Source organism: Variovorax durovernensis (genome assembly GCF_977011995.1).
Genome location: NZ_CDRNCW010000001.1, coordinates 2,281,852 through 2,304,319, shown reverse-complemented (window position 1 = coordinate 2,304,319; position 22,468 = coordinate 2,281,852). Strand labels below are relative to the sequence as shown.

The window sequence follows — 22,468 nt, the reverse complement described above, 5'->3', positions numbered from 1 at the left end:
AATGACGCGTCGGGTAGCGCGGCCAAATTTGGCCGCGCTGGCAGCTGAAGCAGTCAGCCCTTCGCCCCCTGCCCGCTGTCCGGCTCGGTGACAAAGGTTCCCGTCGGCGCCCGAGCCATGCCGGATTCTTCGATGAACCGTGAGACGGCCTTCTTGCCAGGTGCGCTGACCCAGAGGTTCTTGCGTGCGCGCGTCATCGCGACGTACATGAGGCGCCGCTCCTCCTGGAGCCCAGAGTCTTTGTCGGGGAACGCGTCCTCCTCTGCACCGACGATCCAGACCTGGTCGAATTCGAGGCCCTTGGAGGCATGGGCCGTCATCAACGTCACCTTCGGTTGGAGGGCTGCGTCTTTCTGTTCGGCCGTCCCGCCCGCACCTCTCATCGCAGCCCGAATGTCCGCTACCCGCTGAGCGAACGAGCGACCGCGGCGCTGCCAGATCTGTTCGGTCGGCTCGGCAGCACCCGCATTCGCGGAGGCCGACGACGCCAAATCCCGCCAGAACATGCCGGCGGCCACCTCCAATACGCGCTTCGAACGAGGATCACCGACGGCCTTCGCACTCAGGAACTCCGTCACCTGGGTCACGAGCGTCCTGATCCCGCCGGTGGCGAGGTATGCATGCCACGGGTCCGAAGCCTTCACGAGCTGCTTGAGCACCTCCTTCGTCGATTCCTTGAATGCGCCCTTCCCCATGGCCTGCCGCGAGATCTTCGCCGGCAGCATGTCGCCGAAGCAACGATGGATTTCGCGCAGATCGTCTTCGTCGACCCCGCACCAGGCCAGCAGTTCGTCGGTATCCTTCGCCGTCGGCTTCCACAGGCTCGTGAACGTCGCCACCATCACCGCGACCTCGCGGGTGTTGAGCAGAGAATCTCCCCCGGTGCGGACGTAGTCCACGCCCTCGGCATGCATCTCCGCTTCCACGGACTCGAGCCGGGCGTTGGTGCGTGCCAGCACGCCGAACGTCATCCCGTTCTTCACGGCCTCACCGGCCGCCTTGGCGCACGCCGCGGCTTCCAGCTGGCGGCCGGCAAATCGCTCCCACATGGCACTGCCGCCGACGCCCTTGTGCGACACCAGCGCCTTGTCCATGCGCTCTGCGTTGACCCCGATGAGTCGGCCCGCACATGTGAGCACTTCGGCGTGAGAGCGGTAGTTCGTTCCCAGCACCACGCGCACGGCCCTCGTGTGCTGGGCGAACATCTGCATCCCCTCGTACCCCAGCGCACGCCGAAATCCGTAGATGCTCTGATCGTCGTCGCCCACGGCCGTGACGATGCTACCGGCCTTGGCGTGCGCCATGGCCCATTCGTATTGCGCCAGGTCCGTATCCTGAAATTCGTCCAGCAAAAGGTAGTTGGTCGCGAGCGGCGTGATGTCGCCGTTGGTCAACCCCTCATTGGTCTTAAGCAGGATGTCCTGAAAGTCGATCACGCCATGGCGCTGCAGCAGATCGGTGTAGGCCTGCACGAGCGCACTCTCACGCGGATCCTTCGGGGTTGCGGCGCCCGATTTCAGTTTCTCGATCAGGGACGTGGCGTCGTCAATCTCCAGGCCCGGGAGTCCGGCGACGTCGATCGCGCGGGCCACCGCGCTGCGACGGTTGCCATCCCGCACGATCTTCCACGGCGCGGAGAGTTTCGAGCGCGCCTTCGCCAGGATCGCCGAGCCCATCGCAGACCGCGCCTTGGCGGGAAACGCCATGAGCAAGTCGATGCTGTGGAATGTGCCCACGAGCAACCGATCAAGCACTTCCTGTCCGGCCTGCCGAACGATGCGGTCACGCAGTTCGATCGCCGCGTCGCGCGTGAAAGTCACCGCGACCACGGTGGCACCGCCAGAAAGCAAAAATGCTGCCTTGGCAGACAGCATCTTGGTTTTCCCCGAACCCGGCGCGGCGACCGTCAGACAGTGTGTCTCGCAGATTGCCGCCTCGCGCTGCTCGGGATTCAGGCCGTCGAGAAGCTCTGGGCGCACCGCGACCTCAGTGCGCCAGCGCCGAGTCGGCCGCCGCCGACTGTTGGACCGCAGTCGACCTCGAGGCCACGCCTGGACGCGCGGGTCGCGCGCGACGGTTCAGGCCGATCAGCGACCGGGCGGCGAACTGATGCAGCGCGCTCAACGCACGACGTTCTTGCTGGCGTGCCTGGTCGATCCGGACCTGATCGACCTTGCCGTTCCATTGGAGGACCGTCAGATGCCGCACCAGCGTGTCGAACGCGAACAACCCTTCGAGGATCTTCAGCGTCTCGGGGTGCTTGATGAACACCGCCATCTGGAACGCATTGCCGCGGTACTCCGGCACGATCCAATCCGCGTCGAAAGCAAGTTCCTGCTCATTCTTGAGCAGCGCATGCGCCTGGTCGCGCTCGGCCACGCCCTTCTCCCGATAGCCACGCGCGAGTTCGGTCAGGCGCTCGATCACATCGGCTGCGCCCTTCTCGCCCAACACGTCTTCGCCCCGGCGGTTGATCGTGTAGAACGCCAGATCAATCAGCCCCAGGAAGCGCTCCGCGCTCGACGAAATGTTGACATCGAAAAATTCGACATCCTTGCGAATCGCCATCGCGCCGACATGCACGCGCTCGAGCTGCGCCCGGCCGCGTTCCTTCTGACTTTTCGCCCGCTTCATGAAGTAGGCAATACGCGCCTCGCGAGCCTCTGCCTTCGCACGCTCTACCTCCTCGGGCGACAGTGCCGATTCATCGCCGACGAGCACAGGGGTCTCCGCGCTCGTTGTCGTCGCAGCGACCGGCACCGCCCCCGCAGCCCCCAGCGTCGCATCGTTGGCCAGACTTGCCTCTGCGAGCCCGGCGGCTTGCTCGATCTCATCCAGCACGCGTTCGGCCTCGGTCCGTGCGATCGCATGAGTCGGGGCCATGGTTGCAGCCAGAGCCGCATGGCCCGGCTGATCGTCGGTGGCTTGATCCATTGAGATTTCCTTCATGAAGTTGGTGCTTTTGAACTTCGATGTTGGAAGACCCCGTGATCGCATGCACCGCGAATGAATGGTCGATCCGACAGCGTTTTACCGGCCCACAGACAGGAAATCCGGGGCGCAACTCCAAATTCATCAATGCTTTCAACTCAAGAATTAAGAGTTGAATTCAATTATAAAATTATTATCCGCCTTTAAATATTTCAGACTCCACCGCGTCTCCAAAGACGAATAGCGAAACGGAATCAACTTTATTTGCAGCGCGAGGAAAATGGCAATTAACCTCATACCAAAACCAGCCGAATACCGCTTTGCGCGAAGGAAATAAGAATGCCAGTTGAAAGACGCGGAGACGGAACACGGTCTCGCCCTCTGATTGCCTGAAACGCGCCTAAGAAGAAGGCTCGAAGAATGATGCCTGGTGCTCCAACCCATCGAGGCAACGCGTCATTGGACGCCGATCAAATTCGAAGTAGTTCAAAAGTATTGCCGGCCAAATTTGGCCGGCTACCTTGGAAGCCCGACCCGCGGATTGAAGATGCGCCCATTAGGAAGCTCATGCTTGGAATGCCAAGAATTTCCGCCTCTGCGAACTTTCATTGAAACGGCGCGAATTCGCCCAAACATTCCTGACTTGCGTCCACTGATTCGTCACGTTCAATCGTTGCGTGACAGCAGAACGCACAAGCTCCTTCGGGGCGCTCGCGTTGGTCGGACCGTGTTCGACCGGACGCGCCGCGCCCATTACCCGCCGCCAGCTCCAGCCCGGCAACGACTGCCTGCGCCCGGCCGCAGGCGGGGGGCTTGTCATCGACCCCGACGGCCCGGAACGCGTCATTAGCTCAGGCGGCCCGCGGGCCAGCCTCGCACACTGGCTTTCGGTCATCCGCGAGAGCCTCCGCCGCGCGTCTCGGCGCGGAACCCGGCGGACCGCCTCCAAAGCACCCAACCGACCCACACCGTCGACACACGCAACTCCCCCCACAGTCAGCACTGCGCGCGCAGGCCATCGCTGGAATCACGCGGGCGTGGTCGCCGCCCTCATGGCCCTCTTCGCCTTGGGCATGGCCGTTCAACATCGGGCAGAGATTGTCAACTGGCCCATGCTGATCGGCGCACTCGCCGGCCGAGGACCCGAGGTCCCTGCCCCCACGCCGAGGGTCGATGTGCCCGCGAGCGCAGTCGCGACGGCGGGAAATTCGTCTCCGCCAGCAACGCAGGTCACCAAACCCCTTGTCCCGACGCCAATCCCAGGGCGCCCGTTACGCGACCTGCCGGATCCGCTGCCAGACCCCGATGCATCGCTTCTGGCGCGAAGCGCTGGCGCGGCGGCGCACCGCACGACAGGCCGCGCGAGTCGCTCGGCCGAAGCACAGAGCGAGGACAACGAAGAAGCCGTGTCGGTCGAGCTCCATGGACACACCGACCAGCCAGCGAACAAGGCCGACGACCCGGTGGACGTGACGATCGCGCCGCTCAAGCCTCCCGCCTCAACGGCCTCGCCGCCGATCGCGCCGGCGAAGTCGAGCTTCAAGACGGTGACGGTCAACAGTGGCGCATTGGTCGTGCGCGGCACCGCAACCAGCAAGTTTCAACAGGTGGCTCCAGGAGAGCGTCTACCCAATGGACAGACGCTCACCAGGATCGACGAGGCCGACGGCACCTTCACCACAAATGCCGGAACTTTCAACTTCGGAGAATTCAATTGAACGCAGTTCTTTCCATCGCACACCCAAATGACCACCGCGACAGCGAGCACGACGATCCGCAACAGGACCAGGGCGCGTCTGCAGGTGTCGTCCAGGCGACCAGCCTGGTGCTCCCTGTCGTGGAGCGCGCCGACCGCGCACCGCAGCCGTACAGCAAGGCCGAGGGTCAACTCATCATCGATCACAAGGTCGAGGGCATCGTCAACGCCATCCGTGACGTGTCGATCCCCAAGGAATCGCCGCCGATCCAGTTCAAGGGAGGCCTGCACCTCTCGGGCGTGTTCACCGCCGGTTCCATCGATGTTGAGGGAACCCTTGTCATCGACGAAGGCGCCAAGGTCGATGTGCAGAAAGTCAAATGCAAGCGCCTCTACGTGAACCGCGGCGAACTCCACTGCGTCTCGATCGAAACCGGTTCGCTGGTGGCGTGGGACGGCTCGATCACGGCCAGCGCCGAGATCGCCTATGGCGCCCTCGAAGAGAGCCGCTATTGCGCCATCAGCGGCCAGATGCGCTGGGTCCGCAGCTGAGCCTCGCCCGTTCATTCTCCCAACCGCCTTCAACGTCGAACGCACCATGCCGAAGATGCCCAGCCTCTCGCGTCAGGCGCGTCTCGCACGCAGCACCATCCGCGTCGTCCTCTGGGTCACGCTGATCGCCTATGGCATCAGCGCCATCCCACACGAAGCGCGGGCGCGGATGGCAGAACAATTTTTGCAATTCATTCAGGACGCCATCCAGTCGGCGTCCAAAGGAAAACCGCCATGAGCGCACTACCCATCGGTATCTCCCAAGTCACCATCGAGCACCTCGACGATGCCGCCGACTGCTGCCGGGACGCCAGAGAAACCCTCGAGCGAATCAACCGCATGAACCCGACGTTGCCGCTCGGCAGCGTCCGCCAGCAGTTGACGACCTTGGCGGCGCAGTTGACGGACATGAAGGCGGAGGTCCACAAGCAGGTCTACGCCATGCCGGACGTCATGCGCGGAACGCTGTTTCCTGTCGCACAGGCCGCCCCCTGCACACCGCTGCGGTGACTCGCCACCCCGTTCTGTTCCTTGTCGGCTTGCACGGTTCGGGCAAGACCACGCTCGGCCGGCTTCTGAGGGACCGGCATGGCTGGCGTCAGTTGAGCGTGGGCGACCTCGGACGGCTGGCCCGCCGCAACAAGCTGCCCCAGGGGGTGTCGCTGCGGTTGATGCTGACCCTGGCGCAAGCCACGCCGGGCAAGCACATCGACGATGCTGCGGTGGCGCTGCTGTTGGCACAGATCGATGCGTGGCGCCGCGACACGCCCGTTGCGGTTGACGGCTTCCCCTCGCTGCCGGCACACCTGTCACGCACGCCGGATCGTGCCGGCGTCGTGCACGTGGAATGCGCCAGAGCGATATGCGAGCCGCGCCTGATGCTGCGCAGCGAGCAAACCCAACGCAAATGGACGCCGGGCCTGGCGAGCGCGCGTGACCTCGCCCTCGCCGACCTCGTATCGCACGCGGGCACCAAGCCGTACTTTTGCAAGATCAACAATGACGGCGGCCTTGATGACCTCAAAGCAACGGCCAACCAACTCGACACCTGGGCGTCGCAGCTTGCATAGGGCGGAAAAAAGCGCCGCCCTCCAAAAACGGTGGGCGGCGCTTTTCAATTCATGACACGCGTGTGATTCAAAACGGTCCTTGGTCGGCTTCCTGCTTCGCAGCACGCGCAGCCGACTCCAGAAGCGACATCGTGCCACCATCGTACGCATCGACGGACAACACGCCGGCCGTGATCTCCGCGGCATAGAGGCCGTCGTCAGCATCCTCAAGACGAAGGCGTCCGACCTTCGCATCCCGCTCCCGCTGTGACAGGAATGGCCCATGCAAGACGGGCTCGACGTCCCCGAGCACCTGGATTGCGTAGTAGGCAGCCGGCGATTCGACCTTGCTGGGGGCCGGCACGCCGTGGCAGGCCAGTCGAACGGCATCTTCGAGGCGCTTCATGCGCTCGACTTCGGCAACGACCTGATGAAAGGTGCCTCCTTGCCATCCCAGCGCACTGCACAAGGTCAGCAGCTGCGATTCATAAAGCTTGTTCATTTTTTGATTCCTCGGTAGGCGCAGTCGGCCGATGCCGTCTGCGCCGGTTGAAAAGAAAGGCGCTGCGCTGGACATCCCCACGCTGCGCAACGCAGGCTGGAGTCCAGCGGGCGGAGCCTCGTCATTCGGTGACACGTGGCCACCCGCTTCCTGGCTCAGCCGGGCGCATAGCCGGCGACCAACTCCCTGGGGACGAAGACCCAAGCCTGCACCCATGGACCATCCTCGCCGCGGCTGACCCTGGCCGGCTCGTCAATCTCAATCTCGTCGTTGGAGCCGACGCAGTGACGCAAAGTGGCTTGTCGCACCTCTTCATCGGTAGCAACCAATTCGCACCGCCACGCGTCCCACGTGCGCTGGCTCGGATTCCAGATGTAGCCCAATTCCTTGAGCTGCTCCACCGCGGCGATCTCGGCTTCTTCGCCAAGATCAGGGTCATCAGTTTCGGAAAGATCGCTCATTCTTCGAATTCCTCAGTAGGCACGGACAGCCATTGCCGTCCACACCGGTTGAAAAGAAAAAGCGCTGCACAGGGAATGCCCCACGCAGCGCCAGGCAGGCCGAAGCCCGATGGTTCAAGCGCCCGAATTCGCCTGCATGTGCGCGAGCGTGACTTCCAGCCCGCTGCTCTCGAGCAACTCATGCACATGCATCAAGGCTGCTCTCAGCAGTTGCCTGTTGCGCGTCAACTCCCGGCCGTACTTGCGCATGAGGTACGGCATCGCGGCTTCCCGAACCGGGATCCGGTTGACGTAGAGCGCAGTACAAAGCTCCAGGAAACCGCGGCAGCATTCAGCACCGCGAGCATCCAGCAGCGACTGCAGTTCGCCAAGGGCGCCAGGCACTTTGGCATCGCTGTCCCAGTCTTCGCCGAACTTGGCGATCGCCCAGTCCTGCGCCACGTGCCCCATGCCGTTGTCCTCCGCGAGGTCGATGAACTGCACGAGCGCCGACTCCTCCGATTCCGGGCCCCCCGAAGCACCCGACGTCGAAGTCTCCGACTGGCCATGCTGCTCATCCGCCGCGGTGGCGCCGGGGTGGATCTGACCCGCCCCGACGTCGTCGTCGGCCGCGGTCCCCGCTGTCGCCTGCTGCATCGCACCCGGCAGCCAGGCGGCCGGGAGGCCAACCACGCTGGGCACCGCGGAAGGCGCGGCCAACTGAAGCCGTCGCTGCTCCGCAAGCATGAGCACCTTTGACATCTGCAGCGTGGTCTCCACGAAGGGAACCCATTGCTCGCCGCGCTTCTCCGCGCCATGTTCGTCAAAGTAGGTGCGCGTCTTCTTGACTTTCGTCATGTAGAAGACCGGGTTGCCCTCCCTGTCGAACATCGGCATGCGCCCGCCGCAGATCCCGATGATCTCGTCCAATCGCTGGAAGATGTCCTCCGCAGCGTAGGTCGAACCGGTGGCCATCGCGAAAGTCGCCGATCCGGTCACCCCGGGGATGTAGAAATGCAAGGTGCCGCCGAAGCGACAGGCCCCCGAGCCGAACTCCGGGCAGCTCCCGGGCACGCATTCGCCGCGCACCGTTTCAGTACGGCGTTCGTGCTTCTTGCGCTTCGCCTGCTGCGCCGGATCGACGGGCTTGAGGTACAGGCAGCGCCGCACGCCATCGTCGCCATACGACGAGTGGTACTTGATCGGGCCTTGCGCCACGCGGAACTCGTTGGGAAAGAAATCCTCCACCGAGGGAACGGCTGGAAACACGATCGGAAAGCGGTACAGCTTCTCCTCGGTGTCCCCTTCGCGTTGTTCTCCGTACAGCTGAAGCATCGTGTCGACCACATGCTGACCTCCCTCCACGTCATGCGCATACACATTGAAGTGCTGCGTATTTCGGGGGAAGAACGGGAACTTGATGCCTGCCTTGTCGGCGATCTCCTTCTCGGCATCCTTGAAGCTGATCACGCCGGACTGCGCCTTGCGGAACAGCTCCAGTGCGAAGCTGTTCTGAGATGCCGTCTTCGTGATGGCCTTCGTGCCCGCGCGGATCTTGCCGGAGATCGGAAGGCGGTTGTTGCTGCTCGTGGCCCGGGCCATCAAGCTGTCTCGGATGATGCTACTCATCGTCTGTCCTTTAAGCGTGTTCACGCTGAAGGGTTGTCGGCGCCGGAAATCGGCGCCAACCTTCGTTCCGCATTCGCGGGGTTCAGAAGACAGCGAGGGCCTGAGCCCACATGGACGGATCGCGCGCGACCCGTCCATCTGGGAACTGGAAATCGAAAGATGGTCAGTTCCGCGCGAGGCGTAAAACCGTGAGACGCAGCGGGTGTGCTTGCGCGACTGCCGGGATCGGGTGGGTTGTGACAGCAGCCTTGCCCAGCGGTGCCGCACAAGCACGCCCTCTGCGTCTCGACGGCAGAGTCGACTGTGGGTTACGCCGGGCCTGCGCCGATGCCGATTCGTCACGAGATTCGGTCGCGATTCGAACCGGGCCGAGAGCGCGTGAGTCGACGTCCACGACAAGGAACCGCACCTGCAGGTGGCGGGGACTTGCCGACGGCAGCCGTCTCCCTATCCTCAACTGCCATGACTCAGATCGACCACACCGCAGCACATTGCAAGACGTTGGTGCGAATCCTTCGCGGCGCATTGTCGCCACGGCCAGCCGCCTTCAATGGCGTTCTCAACCCAGTGCATGAGATCGACGACTGCCTGCACGACCTCGAACGCGGTGCGGATCCAGTGCGATGCTGGTTCTTGATCCACATCGCCGCGGTTGGCGCACTGCGCGACCTTGCACGGCTCGATCGGGGCGACGTGCTCGATCATTCGACCTACCGAGATACCCGACCACTCAGGACGAGGTCCGACCACCCATGCAGCGCCCTGTTGAAGGCGATGACCCAGTGCAACGGGTTGGTGGACATGCGCGAGCCGCTCCAGGCGTTCGAGCTCATCGCACGCGATGAAATGTCCGCTTGCGCCCCCTTCGGACTCAAGCTATCGCGTCTGGGCTATGTTCCAGCACCCATGTGGAGAACCGTGCATTGAACGGCCCCGACAGGGTGCGCGCCCGCCCCCCTAGGGGGAGGCATGGCGCGCACCCGATCGGGACGGCTTCGAACAATCCGCCGCCCTCAGCAAGCCCCGCCGGATCTACGCCGGGTTGTAGTGGAGGATCGATTCCACCGTGCAGATGAGATCGACGCAAGCGCGCATGACAGCCCGGTTGCTGTGTCGCTTGTCATCCACGCAGAATCGGACCAGGTTTCGGTCCTCGTCCGTCACGATCGTCCCGGCAACGCGGATACCGCCTTCCTTCAGCGGCGTCTGGATCTGGAAGATCCGCATCTCGGAATCCATCCAGAGCGGCCTGTTCATCCGGAACGCATAGCCCACGAAATATTTATGCTCGAAGGCCTCCTGCGCGAGTTGGAGGTCTCGGGCTTGCAGCGCTCCCGGCTCGAAAACCAGACCGTTCGCGTCGACGGTGGTCGAGTGCGGACGCACGCGCAACGCCGTTTGAAACCGGGTGTCGACAATTTCCGGACGCAGTGCGCTCGTCATTTGCTTCGCAATGGTAGTCATGCTTTCCTTCGTTCCGCAGCACGCGGGATAGGTTGGTGAAAGCGAGACTGAAAACATGCTATGCGGCGACTCCACGCAAGAGCTGTCGAAAGAAGTGCTGTTTGAAATGCAATTTGTTTTGCGGATTGCGCGCACCGGCTCGCGTGCTACGTTGGGGACGTGAACGCGCGCGTGCCCTCTGTGGCCACACCTCTTGCCGCGCTCGGATGCGAATCCGACGCTGACGCCCTTCTGGTGCTGCCGAAGGGCTATGTGGACATGCGTGCGCCGCTTCGACGACTCTCCCAAGCTCCGCTGGACAGCCCTCTGTTCCTGCGCGCGACGGTCAAAAGCAAAATTGGCTACGACAGGCACAAGGAACGCACTTACTCCCCGTTTCCGGCGCGTCTTGGCATCACGATGCAGTTGGACGATGGTCAATACGAGGCGAGCGTCTTCGGCTCCACGGGCGACTGGCGTGAAATCCGCGCTGGCGACGAAGTGACGTTCACCGCGAAGGTCACGGTTTTTCGTGATGAACGCACTTTGTCCGACGTGTGCCTGGCCGCGGCGACGGGTCGGGTGGGGCCGCTCTATGCCGGCATCCAGGGGCGCCTGTCGGGAGCGCTCGTCGCACAGGCGCTGAGACTCGCAGTCCAGAATCGAGCCGCGCTGCGCGACGCCGCGCAACGAATCGCGGAGGAACCCGTTGTCGTGTCGGCGCTGGGAGCGCACGGCTTCAGGGAACCAGAGCCCTTCCTTGTCCACCTGCACTCGCCAAAAACTCCGTTGGTCGGCGCCAACGCCCTTGCGGCAGCCAGGGCGGCCACCGTGGCGCAGGTACGCCACGCAGGCGGCCTGCGGCCAAGTTTCGCGGCGCCGCAGGATGTGATCCCCATCGACGACGACCTGCGTCGCCTCGTTCCAGCGCAACCCGAAACGCTCAGCCCGGGTCAACGCGACGCCTTGAATCGCATCCGCAAGGCCATCAAGGCCCACCGCGCCGCTCGGGTGCTGCTCAACGGCGACGTCGGTTCGGGCAAGACGCTCGTGTTCCTGCTGGCCGCCGCGAGCGTTGCCGAGTCCGGCTTCCGCGTCGCCATCATGGTGCCCAGCGAATTGGTGGCGATGCAGATCCATGCACAAGCCACACGCCGATTCCCCGGTCTGCGCCCCGCCCTTGTGACAGGCGCCGCCGCCGGAGGCGCGTCCGATGACTCGCTCATGCTGATCGGCACCCAGGCGCTGCTGTCACGCCCCCTGGCAGGGTCGCTCCGGTTGCTGGTGATCGACGAGCAGCACAAATTCTCGGTGGAGCAGCGCGGCGCCCTGGCCGGCGATGCCACACATGTCATCGAGGCGAGCGCGACGCCGATCCCTCGATCGCTGGCCCTGGCGCTTTTCGACGGGTGGACGGAGGCGCGCATTCCCGGCTGTCCCGTCGAGAAGACGATTCGCTGCCACCTCCTGCACGATACGGACCGCCGGACGGCCGCCCATATCGTCAGCGAGCACATCGAGGCCGGCCGCAAGGTGGTGTTTCTCTACGCGCAACTCGGCGGCGGCAAGCCGAGTACCAAGTCGGTGCTTGAGGCTGCTGCGCGGCTCGAGCAACGCTTCCCGGGCAAGGTCTGCGCCTTGCATGGGAAGCTCAAGCCAGGTGCGAAAGAGCGTACCTTGGCAGACTTTGCCGCTGGCTTGAAACCGATCCTCGTCTCGACCACCGTGATCGAAGTCGGTGTCGATGTCCCGGACGTGGGCTGCATGGTCGTCAGCAGCGCCGAGCGCTTCGGCGTGGCCCAGTTGCACCAGTTGCGCGGACGCCTGGTGCGCAACGGTGGCGTCGGCGACTTCGTCATGCTGACGGGCAAGCCCGTCGACGGTGCCGGCACCCAACGGCTTCGAGCCGTTCGGGACACAACCGACGGCTTTGCGCTGGCGGAGCGCGACATGCATCTGCGCGGGTTCGGAGACGTGCTTGGCGAAATGCAGTCGGGCGCGGCACAAACGCTGTTCAAATTGGCTCGCCTCGAACCCAAAGACTTTTTGCCCGCCTAGCGTGCGCACTACGCATGCTCGCGAAGCCTAGCCAGCCGGTGATCCCGGAAATGACAATGGCTGACGCCCCCTGCTGCCGCGTCAGATCTGGATAAAAACAGCTTTCTGGCGCCACGTCGAACCGTCGACAACGACTCATTACGGAAATACGAAACGTCGCGCATGGTGCCCCAAAAGGCTACCGTTGAATCGACCATTTCGAAGCAGGAGAAGGTCATTCCACGTCGGACAGGCCTTCGAGGATGCGAGTGATCTCTTGGGATCGCCCGATGACATTCGTCAGCATTGATGTCACCTTGAAGGTTCCGTAGAACTCGTGCACCAGGGTGATACTGCTTTTGAATGACTTGATTCCGAAAATCTTGATGGTATAGATGCGCTTGTTCTGCGCATCGACCTTGCCAAACTCCATGACCTCTGGCGGCGAACCGGAGTAGAAGCGCTCAAGATGCTCGTTAATCTTCTTGAGCTGCGGGTCGGCGTACTCCAGGCTGTGATACGCATGCGTGATGTTGAAATGCGGAGGAAGACTCGCGCCGCACGACTTGAAGATGATTCCGCACGAAAGGGCCGTGAAGAAGTCGTCCAGCCGCTGGATGTCCACCGGATACCGGACGGCGCCGTCGGGCAGAACCTCGGAACCTGCGGCCAGCAGCTTCCTGAATGCCCCATTGTTGTGGTCGAGCTGACTGAAAATCTTGTTCTCAAACACTTCACGCGCCCGATTGCTGGGCGCCGCGTTCATGCAGATCTGCGCAAGCGCATAGATGTCGTTTTTCGACTTTTCGTTGTTGTGCTTCTTGCAGGACTTGACGGTCAGCAGTTGTACGTTTTCTCCCTGAGGAAAGAACGAGCGAGGTGGGATGTGCTCTTTCGTCACCCCCTCTTCGTCGCACCCTTGGAAATAGCACCGCATGATGTCTCCCTATGACCGTATTGACGCCTGAGGGCCTAACAGGCTGCTGAAGTATCAAGCGCGCCGAAGTCATCCTGCGCACTGAAGAAGGCGGTTGGGTGATTTCGACGTTGTGGGCTCGCTGCCGTCGCTGTTTTCTCTATTCCAGGCTCGTTTGAGGCACTCACTGACCCGCTACGCGGCCAGCGGACGGACTTCTGCCAAAGTCCGCATGCGCACGAGGTTGTAGGCGGCCATCGTCAGCACGAACAATTGGTCGACCTTCTTGATGCCGCGCACCATCACCTGCCGGATGGGACCGACGAACTTGGCCCAGCCGAAGCCTTGTTCGATGAGCTTTCGCTTGCGCTGCGAGATCGCATAGCCCTTGCTTTGGGCGATCTCGTCGGGCACCGCCGAGCGACGCCCAGACTTGTTCTGCGCAACGTGCGGCGTGACCTTCAAGCGATGCAGCGCCTCGATGAACTCGGCCGCGTCATAGCCCTTGTCGGCACCGAGCGTGACCTCGGTATCCAGACTCGCCACTGCTTGACGCGCGTCCCTGATCATCACCTTGGCCGCTTCACGTTCGGCGAAGCCGTCGGCCTGCGTCACCATGGCGTTGACGACCAGGCCGTGACGGTTGTCGGCGAGCGTGTGCCCCATGTAGCGCAGCTCGCTGGCCGTCTTGCCCTTGCGGTACAGCTTTGAATCGGGGTCCGTCTTTGACTCGTGTGTTTCGTTGCTGCGTCGCTGCCCCTTGAAGTCCCCGCCGCTGCCGCCAGCGTCGTCCCCGTCCTTGCGAACGAAGCTCTTGTGTCCGGCCCAGGCCTGAATCAGCGTGCCGTCGACACTGAAGTGCTCGCCCGACAACCAATCCTTGTTCTCAGCCGTCTCCAGCACTTCGTTGAAGAAGGCGACCACCGCGTCGTGCTCGATCAGGCGCTGGCGGTTCTTGCTGAACACCGTCGGCACCCACACCGCGTCATCCATTGCCAGGCCGATGAACCAGCGAAACAACATGTTGTATTGGGTCTGCTCCATGAGCTGGCGCTCCGAGCGCACGCTGAACAGGATCTGCAGCAGCATCGCGCGCAGCAGCTTCTCCGGCGCGATGCTCGGGCGTCCGCCCTTGATGTCGGCCTCGTACATCCGAGAAAACAACCCGTCCATCTTGGCCAGTACCTCGTTGACCATCACTCGGATGCGGCGCAGCGGGTGATCGGCGGGAACGAAGTCGTCCAGCCGTCTCATGGTGAACAAACCTTCGGTGAATGTGTCGGGGCCGCGCATCAGAGGGAGTTTCGTGAGTCTGCAAAGACAACGCCTCAGGCCCACCTACGAGGGGACCTTCGAGTGAGGTATTTCAGCAGCCTGCTAAGCCCGGATATGCACCAAATTATCTTTCGCGGCGAGCGATCTTGCGCCTGCCAACTCTCGTCGGAGGGATCTGGCGGGCAGGATTGGGGCATCCGGCGCATCTTGTCACGCACGATGAGATGTGCCGGAGTCGGCATGTCCTGTCGGCCCAAGGGATCATGGTCGTGAGCACAGTTCTGGGTTCGAACGTAGATGCAGACCAGTTCCCCGGAAGCATCGGCGGCCCGCTCGGCACAAAAAAAGCCCCCGCGCGTCCGAAGACGTGCGGGGGCTTTTTCAGTTCAAGCGGGCCTCAGCGTTGCGACCGAAGCCTGCGTTCCACCGATTCGAGCCGACCCGCCATCAGGTGCGCGACGGCATGACGACCACGCTCCAGTCACTACCCTCCGCGTCGCGGATCAGCACCTTGCCGGTGTCGGTCCCCTTCGAGGGGGTGTAGAGGAAGCAAGCCTTTTCAGTCTTCACCGCCGCGAGCGCCGGGATCAACAGCTTGGGCTGGAAGCCCAACTCCATCGCAACACTCACGGGCTCTTCGAGTTCGATGTGGTCCTTGCTCTCTTCATCGGTCGTGAGCGCGATGAATTGCTTGGCCTTGATGGCCACGTTGATGAAGCATGCGCCGCCCTTGGCGTCCGCTACTGCAGCGATCCGCTCCAGCACCGCCAGTGCCGCTTTGCGATCCACGTCGGCACGGTTCATCGCTTCGGCATCCGGAATCACCCGATCGAAGTTGGGATACTTGCCGGCGATGACCGGGCACATCACCTCGAAGGTCTCGGTCCGAAACCCGATGCCGCGGCTGTCGTCGCTGCCGACCGTGCAGATCTCCACCAAGCTGTTGGATTCCAGGACTGACGAGAGTGCCTCGGCGATCTGGATCGGAATGATCGAATCGGGTACCGCAGTGACCGCGAGGCCCGTCTTGAAGCATGCGAGACGAAAACCGTCGGTTCCGACCAGCGTCAGGCGGTTGTCACGCGTTGTCATCAGGACACCGGTGAGGTAGTACCGCACATCGTGGCGAGCCGCGAACGGGGCGACCCGCTCGAACGCGGCCTTCAGATCCGCACCGCTGAACCGCTCACCGATGGGCGTCGCACCATTCCAGCGCGATTCCTCGAGCAGGGACGCTTCTTCGTGGGCGATCTGCAAACGGATGTTGGCATGCCCGAACTTGATCCGCACATCGTCTTTCGTGACCTTGATCTGGCACGGCAAGGACGCGTCGGCGCCGCCCAGAACGGCCGACAAGCGATTGCCGTCGATCTGCGCCGTGAATTCTGTGGCGTCCTGAACGGCCAGGGTCGCCTTGGCGCTGCCCTGGGGGCCGTTGCTGGCATGGATCGTCAACGACGGACCGACACCTTGCAGCGTGACCAGCGAACTGTGCACCGCCTTCTGGACTTTGGCGAGCGCTGCTTTGAGCGCTCCGACTGTGGTCTTCATGAATTTCTTCCTTTCAATTTGCCCGGGATGGGCACTGCGAAGGGAGCAAGCGAAGCACGCTTGCGCAGCAAGGCGAAGTACCTGGCTGCGCAAACACACTTCGGAGGTGTTTGCCTTCGTCACGGACGCGCCAGACACGCCCGATTGGGCGTGTCTGGCGGTCGCGTCACAGCGCGAGAAGCGCTTCCTCGGCCGCGGCTTTCAGGTTCGCGCCCGTGCCGAACCATGCGCTGCTCAGACGGTTCTCGGTGGAATGCGCCCGAACCCGGTGGTCCGTGTACTCGGTCACCGCGTTGAGCAAGCCCCAGGCGGTGCCTTGCACACCCGGCAGGTTCGAGCCGATGGCTGCGCCGCTGAAGAGGCCCAAGATGGTCTGGAAGCCCCTGGTCTCCTGAATCTTCGTCTTCGGGTTCGTCGGAGACGGAAGCACCGACGCGACGACCAGTTCGGCGTCGCCGCGGGTCATCTTGATCTTGCTCAGGCTGCGCATCCGATCCACGAACTTCTCGAACGCCTGACCGCCGATGAGTCCCATTCGACCCTTGACGACTTCGGCATTGAATTCCGTGTTGTGGCGAACTTTGACTTCGAGACCGTCCTCGCCGAGGGCGATGGCCTGGGTGTTCCAGCAGACCACACGCGTGCTGATGAACTTAGCCGTCGTCGCCAGCGAACCGTCGCAACTGGTGATGAGCAACAGATAGGCCTTCACCCGGTCCGAGCCGACAACGTCGTTCTCCAGATGGGTTTTCGCGAGCGCCCAGATGCGCCGTCCGCCCTTCAGCGAACCGAGGGTCTCGATCATGAAGCCTTCGCTCTCGACGAGCGAGCGGAAGAATTCGACCATCTCCTTCGGCTGCACGACCTTGTAGCGGTCCGACACGACGCTGAGCGGTGCGTTCGAGTCGCTGCGATAGAGCACCTGGTAGTCGGAGAAATCATGCAGCGAGCCGTTCGTGTACTGCACGGGCGACGACTTGATTTCCCACTGCATGCGGGCCTGTTCGAGCCATTGCTCCAGGGAGGCTTCGGCCGCAACCCGTTGGCCAAGGCCGTGCCAGGGTGTGGCACCGACGTAGGCCATTTCGGCAACCCCGCTTTGTTGGATGGTCAGTTGATGTGCCATGAATTTCTCTCCTTTCGTTTGCCCAACCTGGGCGTAGAGAAGAGACAAGCCAGACAGGCTTTGCTGTGCGTTCGGCTCGCACAGCAAAGCCCGCATGCGCGGGCCTTGTCTGGAAGGTGTGGGCCCTTCCACTGGAAGATCACGCCAGTTCGGCGTTGCTTGGGGCGCGTGGCGCCAGAAACTCGAGGTTGATTCTCTTGACCTCGCTACGCAGCTGGTGCGCGTTGAGGCCCTCGATGGGTTGAAGGCGTCCTTCCGGCGTCGGCAGATACCCGCCATACCCATTGGAGCGCCAGTAGACGACGCCACTGAGCTTCCCGCGGCACATCACTTCGAAGGGAAGCGCCGCATCGCACACGTCGGCCCGCCATGGAGCTTCGCGCAGCTCGATGAACGCGGTGCTCACCGGGAAACTCCGAGTGATTGCCCGTTGGGTGCGAAGCGCTGCGACAAGATGATCCGGCCCTCTCGCTGCGGCACACCGCTGCGCACGAGGTCCACGACGAATTCGGTGTTGACGTAACCGTCGGTGACCTTCCTGAGCGTACCGGCCGGCAGCACCTCGATCGCCCCGGCATCGGCCGGCGGCTTGGTGACGAGGATGCAATCCGTCAGATCGCGGGCCTTTGCATCCGCCACGAGCGCGGCGGACTCGGCCGATTCGGCTTCGATGTTGACGAAGGCCAGCCGCACCACGCGGAAGACCTCGACGTCATAGGTTGCCATATGCCATCCTTTCCCCATGTCGGGGTATTGAACAAAGGATGTTGAGTTCCATGGAATCCTGACCCGCGATTTCCATCGAATATTGACCCACCCTCTTTGCGAGCCAGCCGGCTCACGGTGTGGATAAGTTCTTGGCTTTCTCCTTTTTAGGTTGGACTGCTTGAACGGGTTGAGCCGAGCTGTGCTTGAAGCGGAAGCTGTCGTTTCCGGTCTCCAGAATATGGCAGTGATGCGTGAGCCGGTCCAGCAACGCCGTCGTCATCTTCGCGTCGCCGAAGACGCTGGCCCACTCGCTGAAGCTCAAGTTGGTTGTGATCACCACGCTCGTGCGTTCGTAGAGTTTGGACAGCAGATGGAACAACAGCGCGCCACCTGATGCGCTGAACGGCAGGTAGCCCAGTTCATCGAGCACCACCATGTCCGCGTACATCAGTCGGTGCGCGATGTGGCCGGGATTGCCACTGGCCTTCTCTTGCTCGAGTGCGTTGACCAGTTCTACCGTCGAGAAGAAGCGCACCCGGCGGTGTTGGTGCTCGATGGCCTGCACGCCCAGCGCCGTGGCGATGTGGGTCTTGCCGGTGCCCGGACCGCCCACGAGCACCACGTTCTGCGCATCGTCCATGAACTCGCATCGGTGTAGCTGACGCACCAGCGCCTCGTTGACCTCGCTGTTGGCGAAGTCGAAGCCAGCGAGATCGCGATAGGCTGGGAAGCGAGCGAGCTTCAACTGGTAGGCCACCGAGCGTACCTCCCGCTCGGCTGTCTCTGCCTTTAGCAACTGCGAGAGCATCGGTTGGGCCGCCTCGAAGGCCGGCGATCCCTGCTCGGCCAGCTCCGCGACGGCCTGGGCCATGCCGTGCATCTTGAGTTCGCGCAGCATGATCACGATGGCGCCGCTGGCAGGGTCATGTCGCATGGCGCACCTCCTGGCTACTCGACTTGGAGTTCAGCGGCCCGCGCAGGCCGCCAGCAGCGCTGGCACGCCCCCGGAGCGTGTCGTAGCGCAGCACATCGGCCTTCGGCTCGTTCATCAGGCGCAGTGCCTGCGGTGCCGTGACAGGCGCCGGCGCAATGGGCTTGGCATCGAGCAGTCGGTGCAGCACATTCAGCACATGAGTCTTGCTGGCCACGCCGGCTTCCAGCGCCAGTTCGACCGCGGTCAGCACTGCCTGCTCGTCGTGGTGCAGCACCAGCGCCAGGATCTCCACCATCTCGCGGTCTCCGCCTGGCTGCTTCAGCAGCGCGGCCTGCAGCCGCCGGAAGCCCTGCGGCAGCTCGCTGAAGGGCGCTCCGTTCCTGAGCGCTCCTGGCTTGCGTTGCAGCACTGCCAGGTAGTGCCTCCAGTCGTAGACGGTCTGACCTGCGGTGTCGTGGCGACGGTCAATGATGCGCGTGTGCTCGCACACGATCTGGCCCTCGGCCGCCACGACGAGGCGTTCGGCGTACACGCGCAGGCTCACTGGCCGGTTCGCGTAGGAGGCCGGAACGCTGTAACGGTTGCGCTCGAAGTGCACCAGGCAGGTGGGCGAGACGCGCTTGGTGTGTTCCACGAAACCATCGAAGGGTCTGGGGATCTGCAACAGTAGTGGCCGTTCCTGCGCCCAGACATCGGCTACGGTCCCTGGCAGCTTGCCGTGGACGATCTCGCCCCACAGCGCCTTGCAGCGGTCCTCCAGCCAGTCGTTGAGCAGCGCCAGCGTGGCGAACGCCGGCACAGGTTGCCACAACCGGTGGCGCGCATCACGCACGTTCTTCTCGACCTGGCCCTTCTCCCAGCCCGAGGCCGGGTTGCAGAACTCGGCCTCGAACAGGTAGTGACTGACCATGGCGCTGAAGCGCGCGTTGATGTCGCGCTCCTTGCCGCGGCGTACCTTGTCCACGGCGGTCTTCATGTTGTCGTAGATGCCGCGCCGAGGCACGCCCCCGAGTACCTCGAAGGCCCGGTTGTGCGCATCGAACAGCATCTCGTGGGTCTGCAACAGGTAGGCGCGCACGATGAACGCACGGCTGTGGCTGAGCTTGAAGTGCGCCACCTGCAGCTTGGTGCGTTCACCAGCGATGACGGCCCAGTCCTCGCTCCAGTCGAACTGGAATGCCTCGCCGGGACCGAAGGCCAGAGGCACGAAGGTGCCGCGCCCGGTCGTCTGCTGGACCTCGTGGAGATGCGCATGCCACGCTCGTGCAAAGGCCGCCACGCGGTTGTAGGAGCCCTGGTAGCCCAGCGCCACCAGATCGGCGTGCATCTGCTTGAGCGTGCGCCGCTGCTTGCGTGACTTAGACGCCTCGCTCTTGAGCCAGCCGCCGAGCTTCTCGGCGAACGCGTCGAGCTTGCTCGGGCTGATGCGCTTCGCGTAGCTGGGCGCCGCCTCGCCCTCGCGAAGGTACTTGCGGATGGTGTTGCGAGACAAGCCCGTGCGCCGGGCTATCTCTCGGATGGACAGTTGCTCTCGCAGTGCCCAACGCCTGATGACACTCAGTGTCGCCACGTCAATCACTCCTGTGCTCCTGCTGCTAAAAGCAGCAGGTTAGGGTTATCACGTGGGTCAGATTTAGATGGAAATCACCGGGCCAAGTGGGTCACTTCTGGATGGAAATCAACACAAAGGATGCAGCGCGAGGCTTTCCGGTGCGCTCCAAATGAGCACAGCGGAAAGCCGGCTATTCGCCGTTGCAGCGTGAATTGAAAGAGAACCCGCTCCTCACCCACGCATGCGATGGTGTAGGCCGTCGACGCCTGCGCGCCGGCACTGCCCGCCCCGATCGCGAGGACCATCGGCAGGCACAGCGCGAGCGCGATCAGACGCGCGACACGGACAAACTGGGTTTTCATGGAAATTTCCTTTAGGTTGCTTCATTCCGCGGGATTGCGGAGCTTGATGAAAGGAGTCCGAATGGCTGTGTGAGGGTGCTCGACCGAGCGCCCTCACATACCCACTCATCCCGCAATCGCCGATATGGCAATTGATTGGACGGGGTACGGCATACCGCGCGACGGCGGAGGATGCTTATCGATCGTTGCCCGTCGCGCTGCCCGTGCCAAGGCAGCGTCTGAGGCGTCGTTCACCGCAGGTGAAGATATGGGGGCTTGGATGGTGTGAAGCTGAGCAACAGGCTCATCTTGTCGGTCAACCTGAAGGCCGCCTCGGGGCAGCTACATACAGCGCACGATTTCCTCCTTTCCGAACTTGTCGGGTTGAAAAGGGGCAAGCCAGAGCAGATCGGCTTGAGGGTGTCCGGTCAGCGACTGAACACTCTCAAAACGACGGCGATTCCGACCAAGGTGCCGCATGAAGGACTTGCCATGTCGGTGGAATCAGAGGACGTCGTTCCGCGCGAGGCGGTACTCGGAGTATCGAGCCTTGGACGCCGAAGACAATCGCCGAAAGAGGCCGTGTTCCGCACCTCATTGGTCCGGCTTCAGACCCCTCGCCAGAACCTCATACGACCGTCATCCAGATGAAGGAAGTCGCGCGCCTGATAGAAACCGACGCCGCCGCCCGAGAGGTAGAAGCCGAACCTTGCCAGGGACTCCGTGCTGACGCCGGGCACCCGACCATCCCACGCCCGTCCTTCCTTGTGCAGACTGTTGCGCGCTGCGCCCTCGGTGTTCGCGTTGGTTCGCGGCGTCCGGTAGCCGGAGTTCGTGACCAGCGGCCGCTGAATGCCGTTGGCCGTCAGCCACCCCTGCAATCCGCAGAGGATGTCCAGCAGCACGGGCGACATCTGCACCGCGGAATTGGCCTGTGAGTCCCGCAGCAGCATGCACAGCCGCGCATAGCCGCTCCAGACGATCTGCCCATCGGCGAAGTAGGTTTCGCGAACCTGCTCCCGGGTCTGCGGCCGGTACAACCACACCGAACGCGGTTGCGACCAGAAGTCGGCGGATTGCCCCATCGCAGCTGGTGTCACGATCTGGGCGATCGCACCGGCGGCGGTGACTTTCAGGAATTGGCGACGAAGCATATGGCCATCGTGCCAACGGCTGCGCGCGCCCCAGGTTGGAATGGCGCGGCTCTCGGCCCGGAATTCGACTGGATCGTCGTTCAGGCCAAGCGGCCAAATTTGGCCGCTAGATCTGGAGGCGCTTTGACAGCGACTTCGCCTACAGCCGCCAGAACGCAGACCTTATGGAAGCTTTTAACCTTGACCTGACAGCACATTGCAGACGTGATATGAAAATCAGAGTCATATCAAGTGCAACTCCAGCCAACCGTTGACAACGGGGCCGGACCTCGGCAGGCAGGTCAATCGACTGCTGGCCCAACCCCAATGTGATGCTTTCCCTTGGGGGTCAGTACGGCGCCCATGTTGTCCTCACTCATGCTCATGAAGCCAGCCTCGACCAGTTCTTTGAGGCCAAGCGCCACCCCTTCCCGTGTCATCTTCATGCCGTGTGCGACGGCCTGGATTCGTTGTCCGGCACTCACCGCCCCCTTGGGCGAAATGAAGTGCCTCTTGAAGTATTGAAGGACAGCTTGAGCATCTGGCGACATAGGCTTTTCGTGGGGAATGATGCGCCATGCTATCCCAGTGAGGGGCGCAGAGACTCCTTGGCGCTCGTCCAGTTGGTACTTCAAGAAGACCATGGCCTGACA

The 22,468-nt window shown here is 62.8% G+C and carries 24 protein-coding genes; 7 read left to right on the top strand and 17 right to left on the bottom strand.

Features of this window, described 5'->3' with window-relative positions; genetic code table 11:
- Window positions 1-53 precede the first annotated feature (53 nt).
- The gene (locus ACWV14_RS11040; protein ID WP_454906746.1) at window positions 54-1,979 is read right to left on the bottom strand and encodes an ATP-dependent helicase; all 1,926 of its coding nucleotides are present in this window, start codon (window positions 1,977-1,979) and stop codon (window positions 54-56) included.
- A 7-nt stretch (window positions 1,980-1,986) separates the two neighbouring features.
- Entirely contained in the window at window positions 1,987-2,934 is a 948-nt protein-coding gene (locus ACWV14_RS11035) for a hypothetical protein (RefSeq protein ID WP_454906748.1), read from the bottom strand.
- 1,034 nt (window positions 2,935-3,968) lie between these two features.
- Here ACWV14_RS11035 and ACWV14_RS11030 point away from each other — a divergent pair.
- From ACWV14_RS11030 to ACWV14_RS11010, 5 genes are read left to right on the top strand one after another with little or no spacing between them, the layout of a single operon-like run.
- Window positions 3,969-4,649, top strand: a complete 681-nt coding sequence (locus ACWV14_RS11030; protein WP_454906750.1) for a hypothetical protein — start codon at window positions 3,969-3,971, stop codon at window positions 4,647-4,649.
- Window positions 4,646-5,179 carry a polymer-forming cytoskeletal protein gene (locus ACWV14_RS11025; protein ID WP_454906752.1) on the top strand — a complete coding sequence of 178 codons (534 nt, stop codon included), beginning with the start codon at window positions 4,646-4,648 and terminating at the stop codon, window positions 5,177-5,179. Before ACWV14_RS11030 ends, ACWV14_RS11025 begins: the two co-directional genes overlap by 4 nt.
- Before the next feature lie 46 nt (window positions 5,180-5,225).
- A complete protein-coding gene (locus ACWV14_RS11020; RefSeq protein WP_454906754.1) occupies window positions 5,226-5,417 on the top strand; it encodes a hypothetical protein in 192 nt (63 codons plus the stop codon).
- Window positions 5,414-5,689, top strand: a complete 276-nt coding sequence (locus ACWV14_RS11015; protein ID WP_454906756.1) for a hypothetical protein — start codon at window positions 5,414-5,416, stop codon at window positions 5,687-5,689. The genes ACWV14_RS11020 and ACWV14_RS11015 overlap by 4 nt, the downstream gene beginning before the upstream one ends.
- On the top strand, window positions 5,686-6,249 hold the full coding sequence (locus ACWV14_RS11010) for an AAA family ATPase (protein WP_454906758.1): 564 nt from the start codon (window positions 5,686-5,688) through the stop codon (window positions 6,247-6,249). Before ACWV14_RS11015 ends, ACWV14_RS11010 begins: the two co-directional genes overlap by 4 nt.
- Before the next feature lie 67 nt (window positions 6,250-6,316).
- Here ACWV14_RS11010 and ACWV14_RS11005 read toward each other — a convergent pair whose 3' ends face one another.
- The 3 genes from ACWV14_RS11005 to ACWV14_RS10995 all read right to left on the bottom strand — a co-directional run bounded on the left by ACWV14_RS11005 (window position 6,317) and on the right by ACWV14_RS10995 (window position 8,799).
- Window positions 6,317-6,730 carry a hypothetical protein gene (locus tag ACWV14_RS11005; RefSeq protein ID WP_454906760.1) on the bottom strand — a complete coding sequence of 138 codons (414 nt, stop codon included), beginning with the start codon at window positions 6,728-6,730 and terminating at the stop codon, window positions 6,317-6,319.
- Between the two features lie 155 nt (window positions 6,731-6,885).
- On the bottom strand, window positions 6,886-7,191 hold the full coding sequence (locus ACWV14_RS11000; protein ID WP_454906762.1) for a hypothetical protein: 306 nt from the start codon (window positions 7,189-7,191) through the stop codon (window positions 6,886-6,888).
- 114 nt (window positions 7,192-7,305) lie between these two features.
- Window positions 7,306-8,799 (bottom strand): recombination directionality factor, encoded by a 1,494-nt coding sequence (locus tag ACWV14_RS10995; protein ID WP_454906764.1) that lies wholly within the window; start codon window positions 8,797-8,799, stop codon window positions 7,306-7,308.
- 462 nt (window positions 8,800-9,261) lie between these two features.
- Here ACWV14_RS10995 and ACWV14_RS10990 point away from each other — a divergent pair, with 462 nt between their 5' ends.
- Complete coding sequence (locus ACWV14_RS10990) at window positions 9,262-9,726, top strand: hypothetical protein (RefSeq protein WP_454906766.1); 465 nt, start codon at window positions 9,262-9,264, stop codon at window positions 9,724-9,726.
- A gap of 105 nt (window positions 9,727-9,831) precedes the next feature.
- Here ACWV14_RS10990 and ACWV14_RS10985 read toward each other — a convergent pair whose 3' ends face one another.
- On the bottom strand, window positions 9,832-10,263 hold the full coding sequence (locus tag ACWV14_RS10985) for a hypothetical protein (protein ID WP_454906768.1): 432 nt from the start codon (window positions 10,261-10,263) through the stop codon (window positions 9,832-9,834).
- A gap of 159 nt (window positions 10,264-10,422) precedes the next feature.
- Between ACWV14_RS10985 and ACWV14_RS10980 the strand changes: the two genes are divergently transcribed.
- Window positions 10,423-12,300: a helicase-related protein gene (locus tag ACWV14_RS10980; RefSeq protein WP_454906770.1), complete on the top strand. Its 1,878-nt coding sequence runs from the start codon at window positions 10,423-10,425 to the stop codon at window positions 12,298-12,300.
- A 214-nt stretch (window positions 12,301-12,514) separates the two neighbouring features.
- On the opposite strand, the gene ACWV14_RS10975 is transcribed toward ACWV14_RS10980, so the two are convergent.
- The 11 genes from ACWV14_RS10975 to ACWV14_RS10925 all read right to left on the bottom strand — a co-directional run bounded on the left by ACWV14_RS10975 (window position 12,515) and on the right by ACWV14_RS10925 (window position 22,450).
- Window positions 12,515-13,216: a hypothetical protein gene (locus ACWV14_RS10975; protein ID WP_454906772.1), complete on the bottom strand. Its 702-nt coding sequence runs from the start codon at window positions 13,214-13,216 to the stop codon at window positions 12,515-12,517.
- Between the two features lie 174 nt (window positions 13,217-13,390).
- Entirely contained in the window at window positions 13,391-14,488 is a 1,098-nt protein-coding gene (locus ACWV14_RS10970; protein WP_454906774.1) for an IS5 family transposase, read from the bottom strand.
- Window positions 14,489-14,917: 429 nt separating this feature from the next.
- A complete protein-coding gene (locus ACWV14_RS10965; protein WP_454906776.1) occupies window positions 14,918-16,021 on the bottom strand; it encodes a DNA polymerase III subunit beta family protein in 1,104 nt (367 codons plus the stop codon).
- A gap of 166 nt (window positions 16,022-16,187) precedes the next feature.
- Window positions 16,188-17,147 (bottom strand): DUF932 domain-containing protein, encoded by a 960-nt coding sequence (locus ACWV14_RS10960; RefSeq protein ID WP_454906777.1) that lies wholly within the window; start codon window positions 17,145-17,147, stop codon window positions 16,188-16,190.
- 139 nt (window positions 17,148-17,286) lie between these two features.
- Window positions 17,287-17,553, bottom strand: coding sequence for a hypothetical protein (locus tag ACWV14_RS10955; protein WP_454906779.1), 267 nt, complete (start codon window positions 17,551-17,553; stop codon window positions 17,287-17,289).
- Window positions 17,550-17,873, bottom strand: coding sequence for a hypothetical protein (locus ACWV14_RS10950; RefSeq protein WP_454906781.1), 324 nt, complete (start codon window positions 17,871-17,873; stop codon window positions 17,550-17,552). Before ACWV14_RS10950 ends, ACWV14_RS10955 begins: the two co-directional genes overlap by 4 nt.
- A gap of 112 nt (window positions 17,874-17,985) precedes the next feature.
- Window positions 17,986-18,789 (bottom strand): IS21-like element helper ATPase IstB, encoded by an 804-nt coding sequence (istB, locus tag ACWV14_RS10945; protein ID WP_454901618.1) that lies wholly within the window; start codon window positions 18,787-18,789, stop codon window positions 17,986-17,988.
- Window positions 18,779-20,368 carry an IS21 family transposase gene (gene istA / locus ACWV14_RS10940; RefSeq protein WP_454901620.1) on the bottom strand — a complete coding sequence of 530 codons (1,590 nt, stop codon included), beginning with the start codon at window positions 20,366-20,368 and terminating at the stop codon, window positions 18,779-18,781. The genes istB and istA overlap by 11 nt, the downstream gene beginning before the upstream one ends.
- 65 nt (window positions 20,369-20,433) lie before the next feature.
- Window positions 20,434-20,703, bottom strand: a complete 270-nt coding sequence (locus ACWV14_RS10935; RefSeq protein ID WP_454906811.1) for a hypothetical protein — start codon at window positions 20,701-20,703, stop codon at window positions 20,434-20,436.
- Between the two features lie 587 nt (window positions 20,704-21,290).
- On the bottom strand, window positions 21,291-21,836 hold the full coding sequence (locus ACWV14_RS10930) for a YcbK family protein (RefSeq protein ID WP_454906809.1): 546 nt from the start codon (window positions 21,834-21,836) through the stop codon (window positions 21,291-21,293).
- Between the two features lie 281 nt (window positions 21,837-22,117).
- A complete protein-coding gene (locus tag ACWV14_RS10925; RefSeq protein WP_454906807.1) occupies window positions 22,118-22,450 on the bottom strand; it encodes a hypothetical protein in 333 nt (110 codons plus the stop codon).
- Window positions 22,451-22,468 lie beyond the last annotated feature (18 nt).

Coding starts and splice junctions, on each gene's coding strand:
- ACWV14_RS10960 (WP_454906777.1), bottom strand. CDS start 17,147: ATGGCACATCAACTGACCATCCAACAAAGCGGGGTTGCCGAAATGGCC.
- istB (WP_454901618.1), bottom strand. CDS start 18,789: ATGCGACATGACCCTGCCAGCGGCGCCATCGTGATCATGCTGCGCGAA.
- ACWV14_RS10950 (WP_454906781.1), bottom strand. CDS start 17,873: ATGGCAACCTATGACGTCGAGGTCTTCCGCGTGGTGCGGCTGGCCTTC.
- ACWV14_RS10930 (WP_454906809.1), bottom strand. CDS start 21,836: ATGCTTCGTCGCCAATTCCTGAAAGTCACCGCCGCCGGTGCGATCGCC.
- ACWV14_RS11015 (WP_454906756.1), top strand. CDS start 5,414: ATGAGCGCACTACCCATCGGTATCTCCCAAGTCACCATCGAGCACCTC.
- ACWV14_RS11000 (WP_454906762.1), bottom strand. CDS start 7,191: ATGAGCGATCTTTCCGAAACTGATGACCCTGATCTTGGCGAAGAAGCC.
- ACWV14_RS10935 (WP_454906811.1), bottom strand. CDS start 20,703: ATGAAAACCCAGTTTGTCCGTGTCGCGCGTCTGATCGCGCTCGCGCTG.
- ACWV14_RS10985 (WP_454906768.1), bottom strand. CDS start 10,263: ATGACTACCATTGCGAAGCAAATGACGAGCGCACTGCGTCCGGAAATT.
- ACWV14_RS10975 (WP_454906772.1), bottom strand. CDS start 13,216: ATGCGGTGCTATTTCCAAGGGTGCGACGAAGAGGGGGTGACGAAAGAG.
- ACWV14_RS11035 (WP_454906748.1), bottom strand. CDS start 2,934: ATGGATCAAGCCACCGACGATCAGCCGGGCCATGCGGCTCTGGCTGCA.
- ACWV14_RS10995 (WP_454906764.1), bottom strand. CDS start 8,799: ATGAGTAGCATCATCCGAGACAGCTTGATGGCCCGGGCCACGAGCAGC.
- ACWV14_RS11020 (WP_454906754.1), top strand. CDS start 5,226: ATGCCGAAGATGCCCAGCCTCTCGCGTCAGGCGCGTCTCGCACGCAGC.
- ACWV14_RS10970 (WP_454906774.1), bottom strand. CDS start 14,488: ATGCGCGGCCCCGACACATTCACCGAAGGTTTGTTCACCATGAGACGG.
- ACWV14_RS10965 (WP_454906776.1), bottom strand. CDS start 16,021: ATGAAGACCACAGTCGGAGCGCTCAAAGCAGCGCTCGCCAAAGTCCAG.
- ACWV14_RS11005 (WP_454906760.1), bottom strand. CDS start 6,730: ATGAACAAGCTTTATGAATCGCAGCTGCTGACCTTGTGCAGTGCGCTG.
- ACWV14_RS10990 (WP_454906766.1), top strand. CDS start 9,262: ATGACTCAGATCGACCACACCGCAGCACATTGCAAGACGTTGGTGCGA.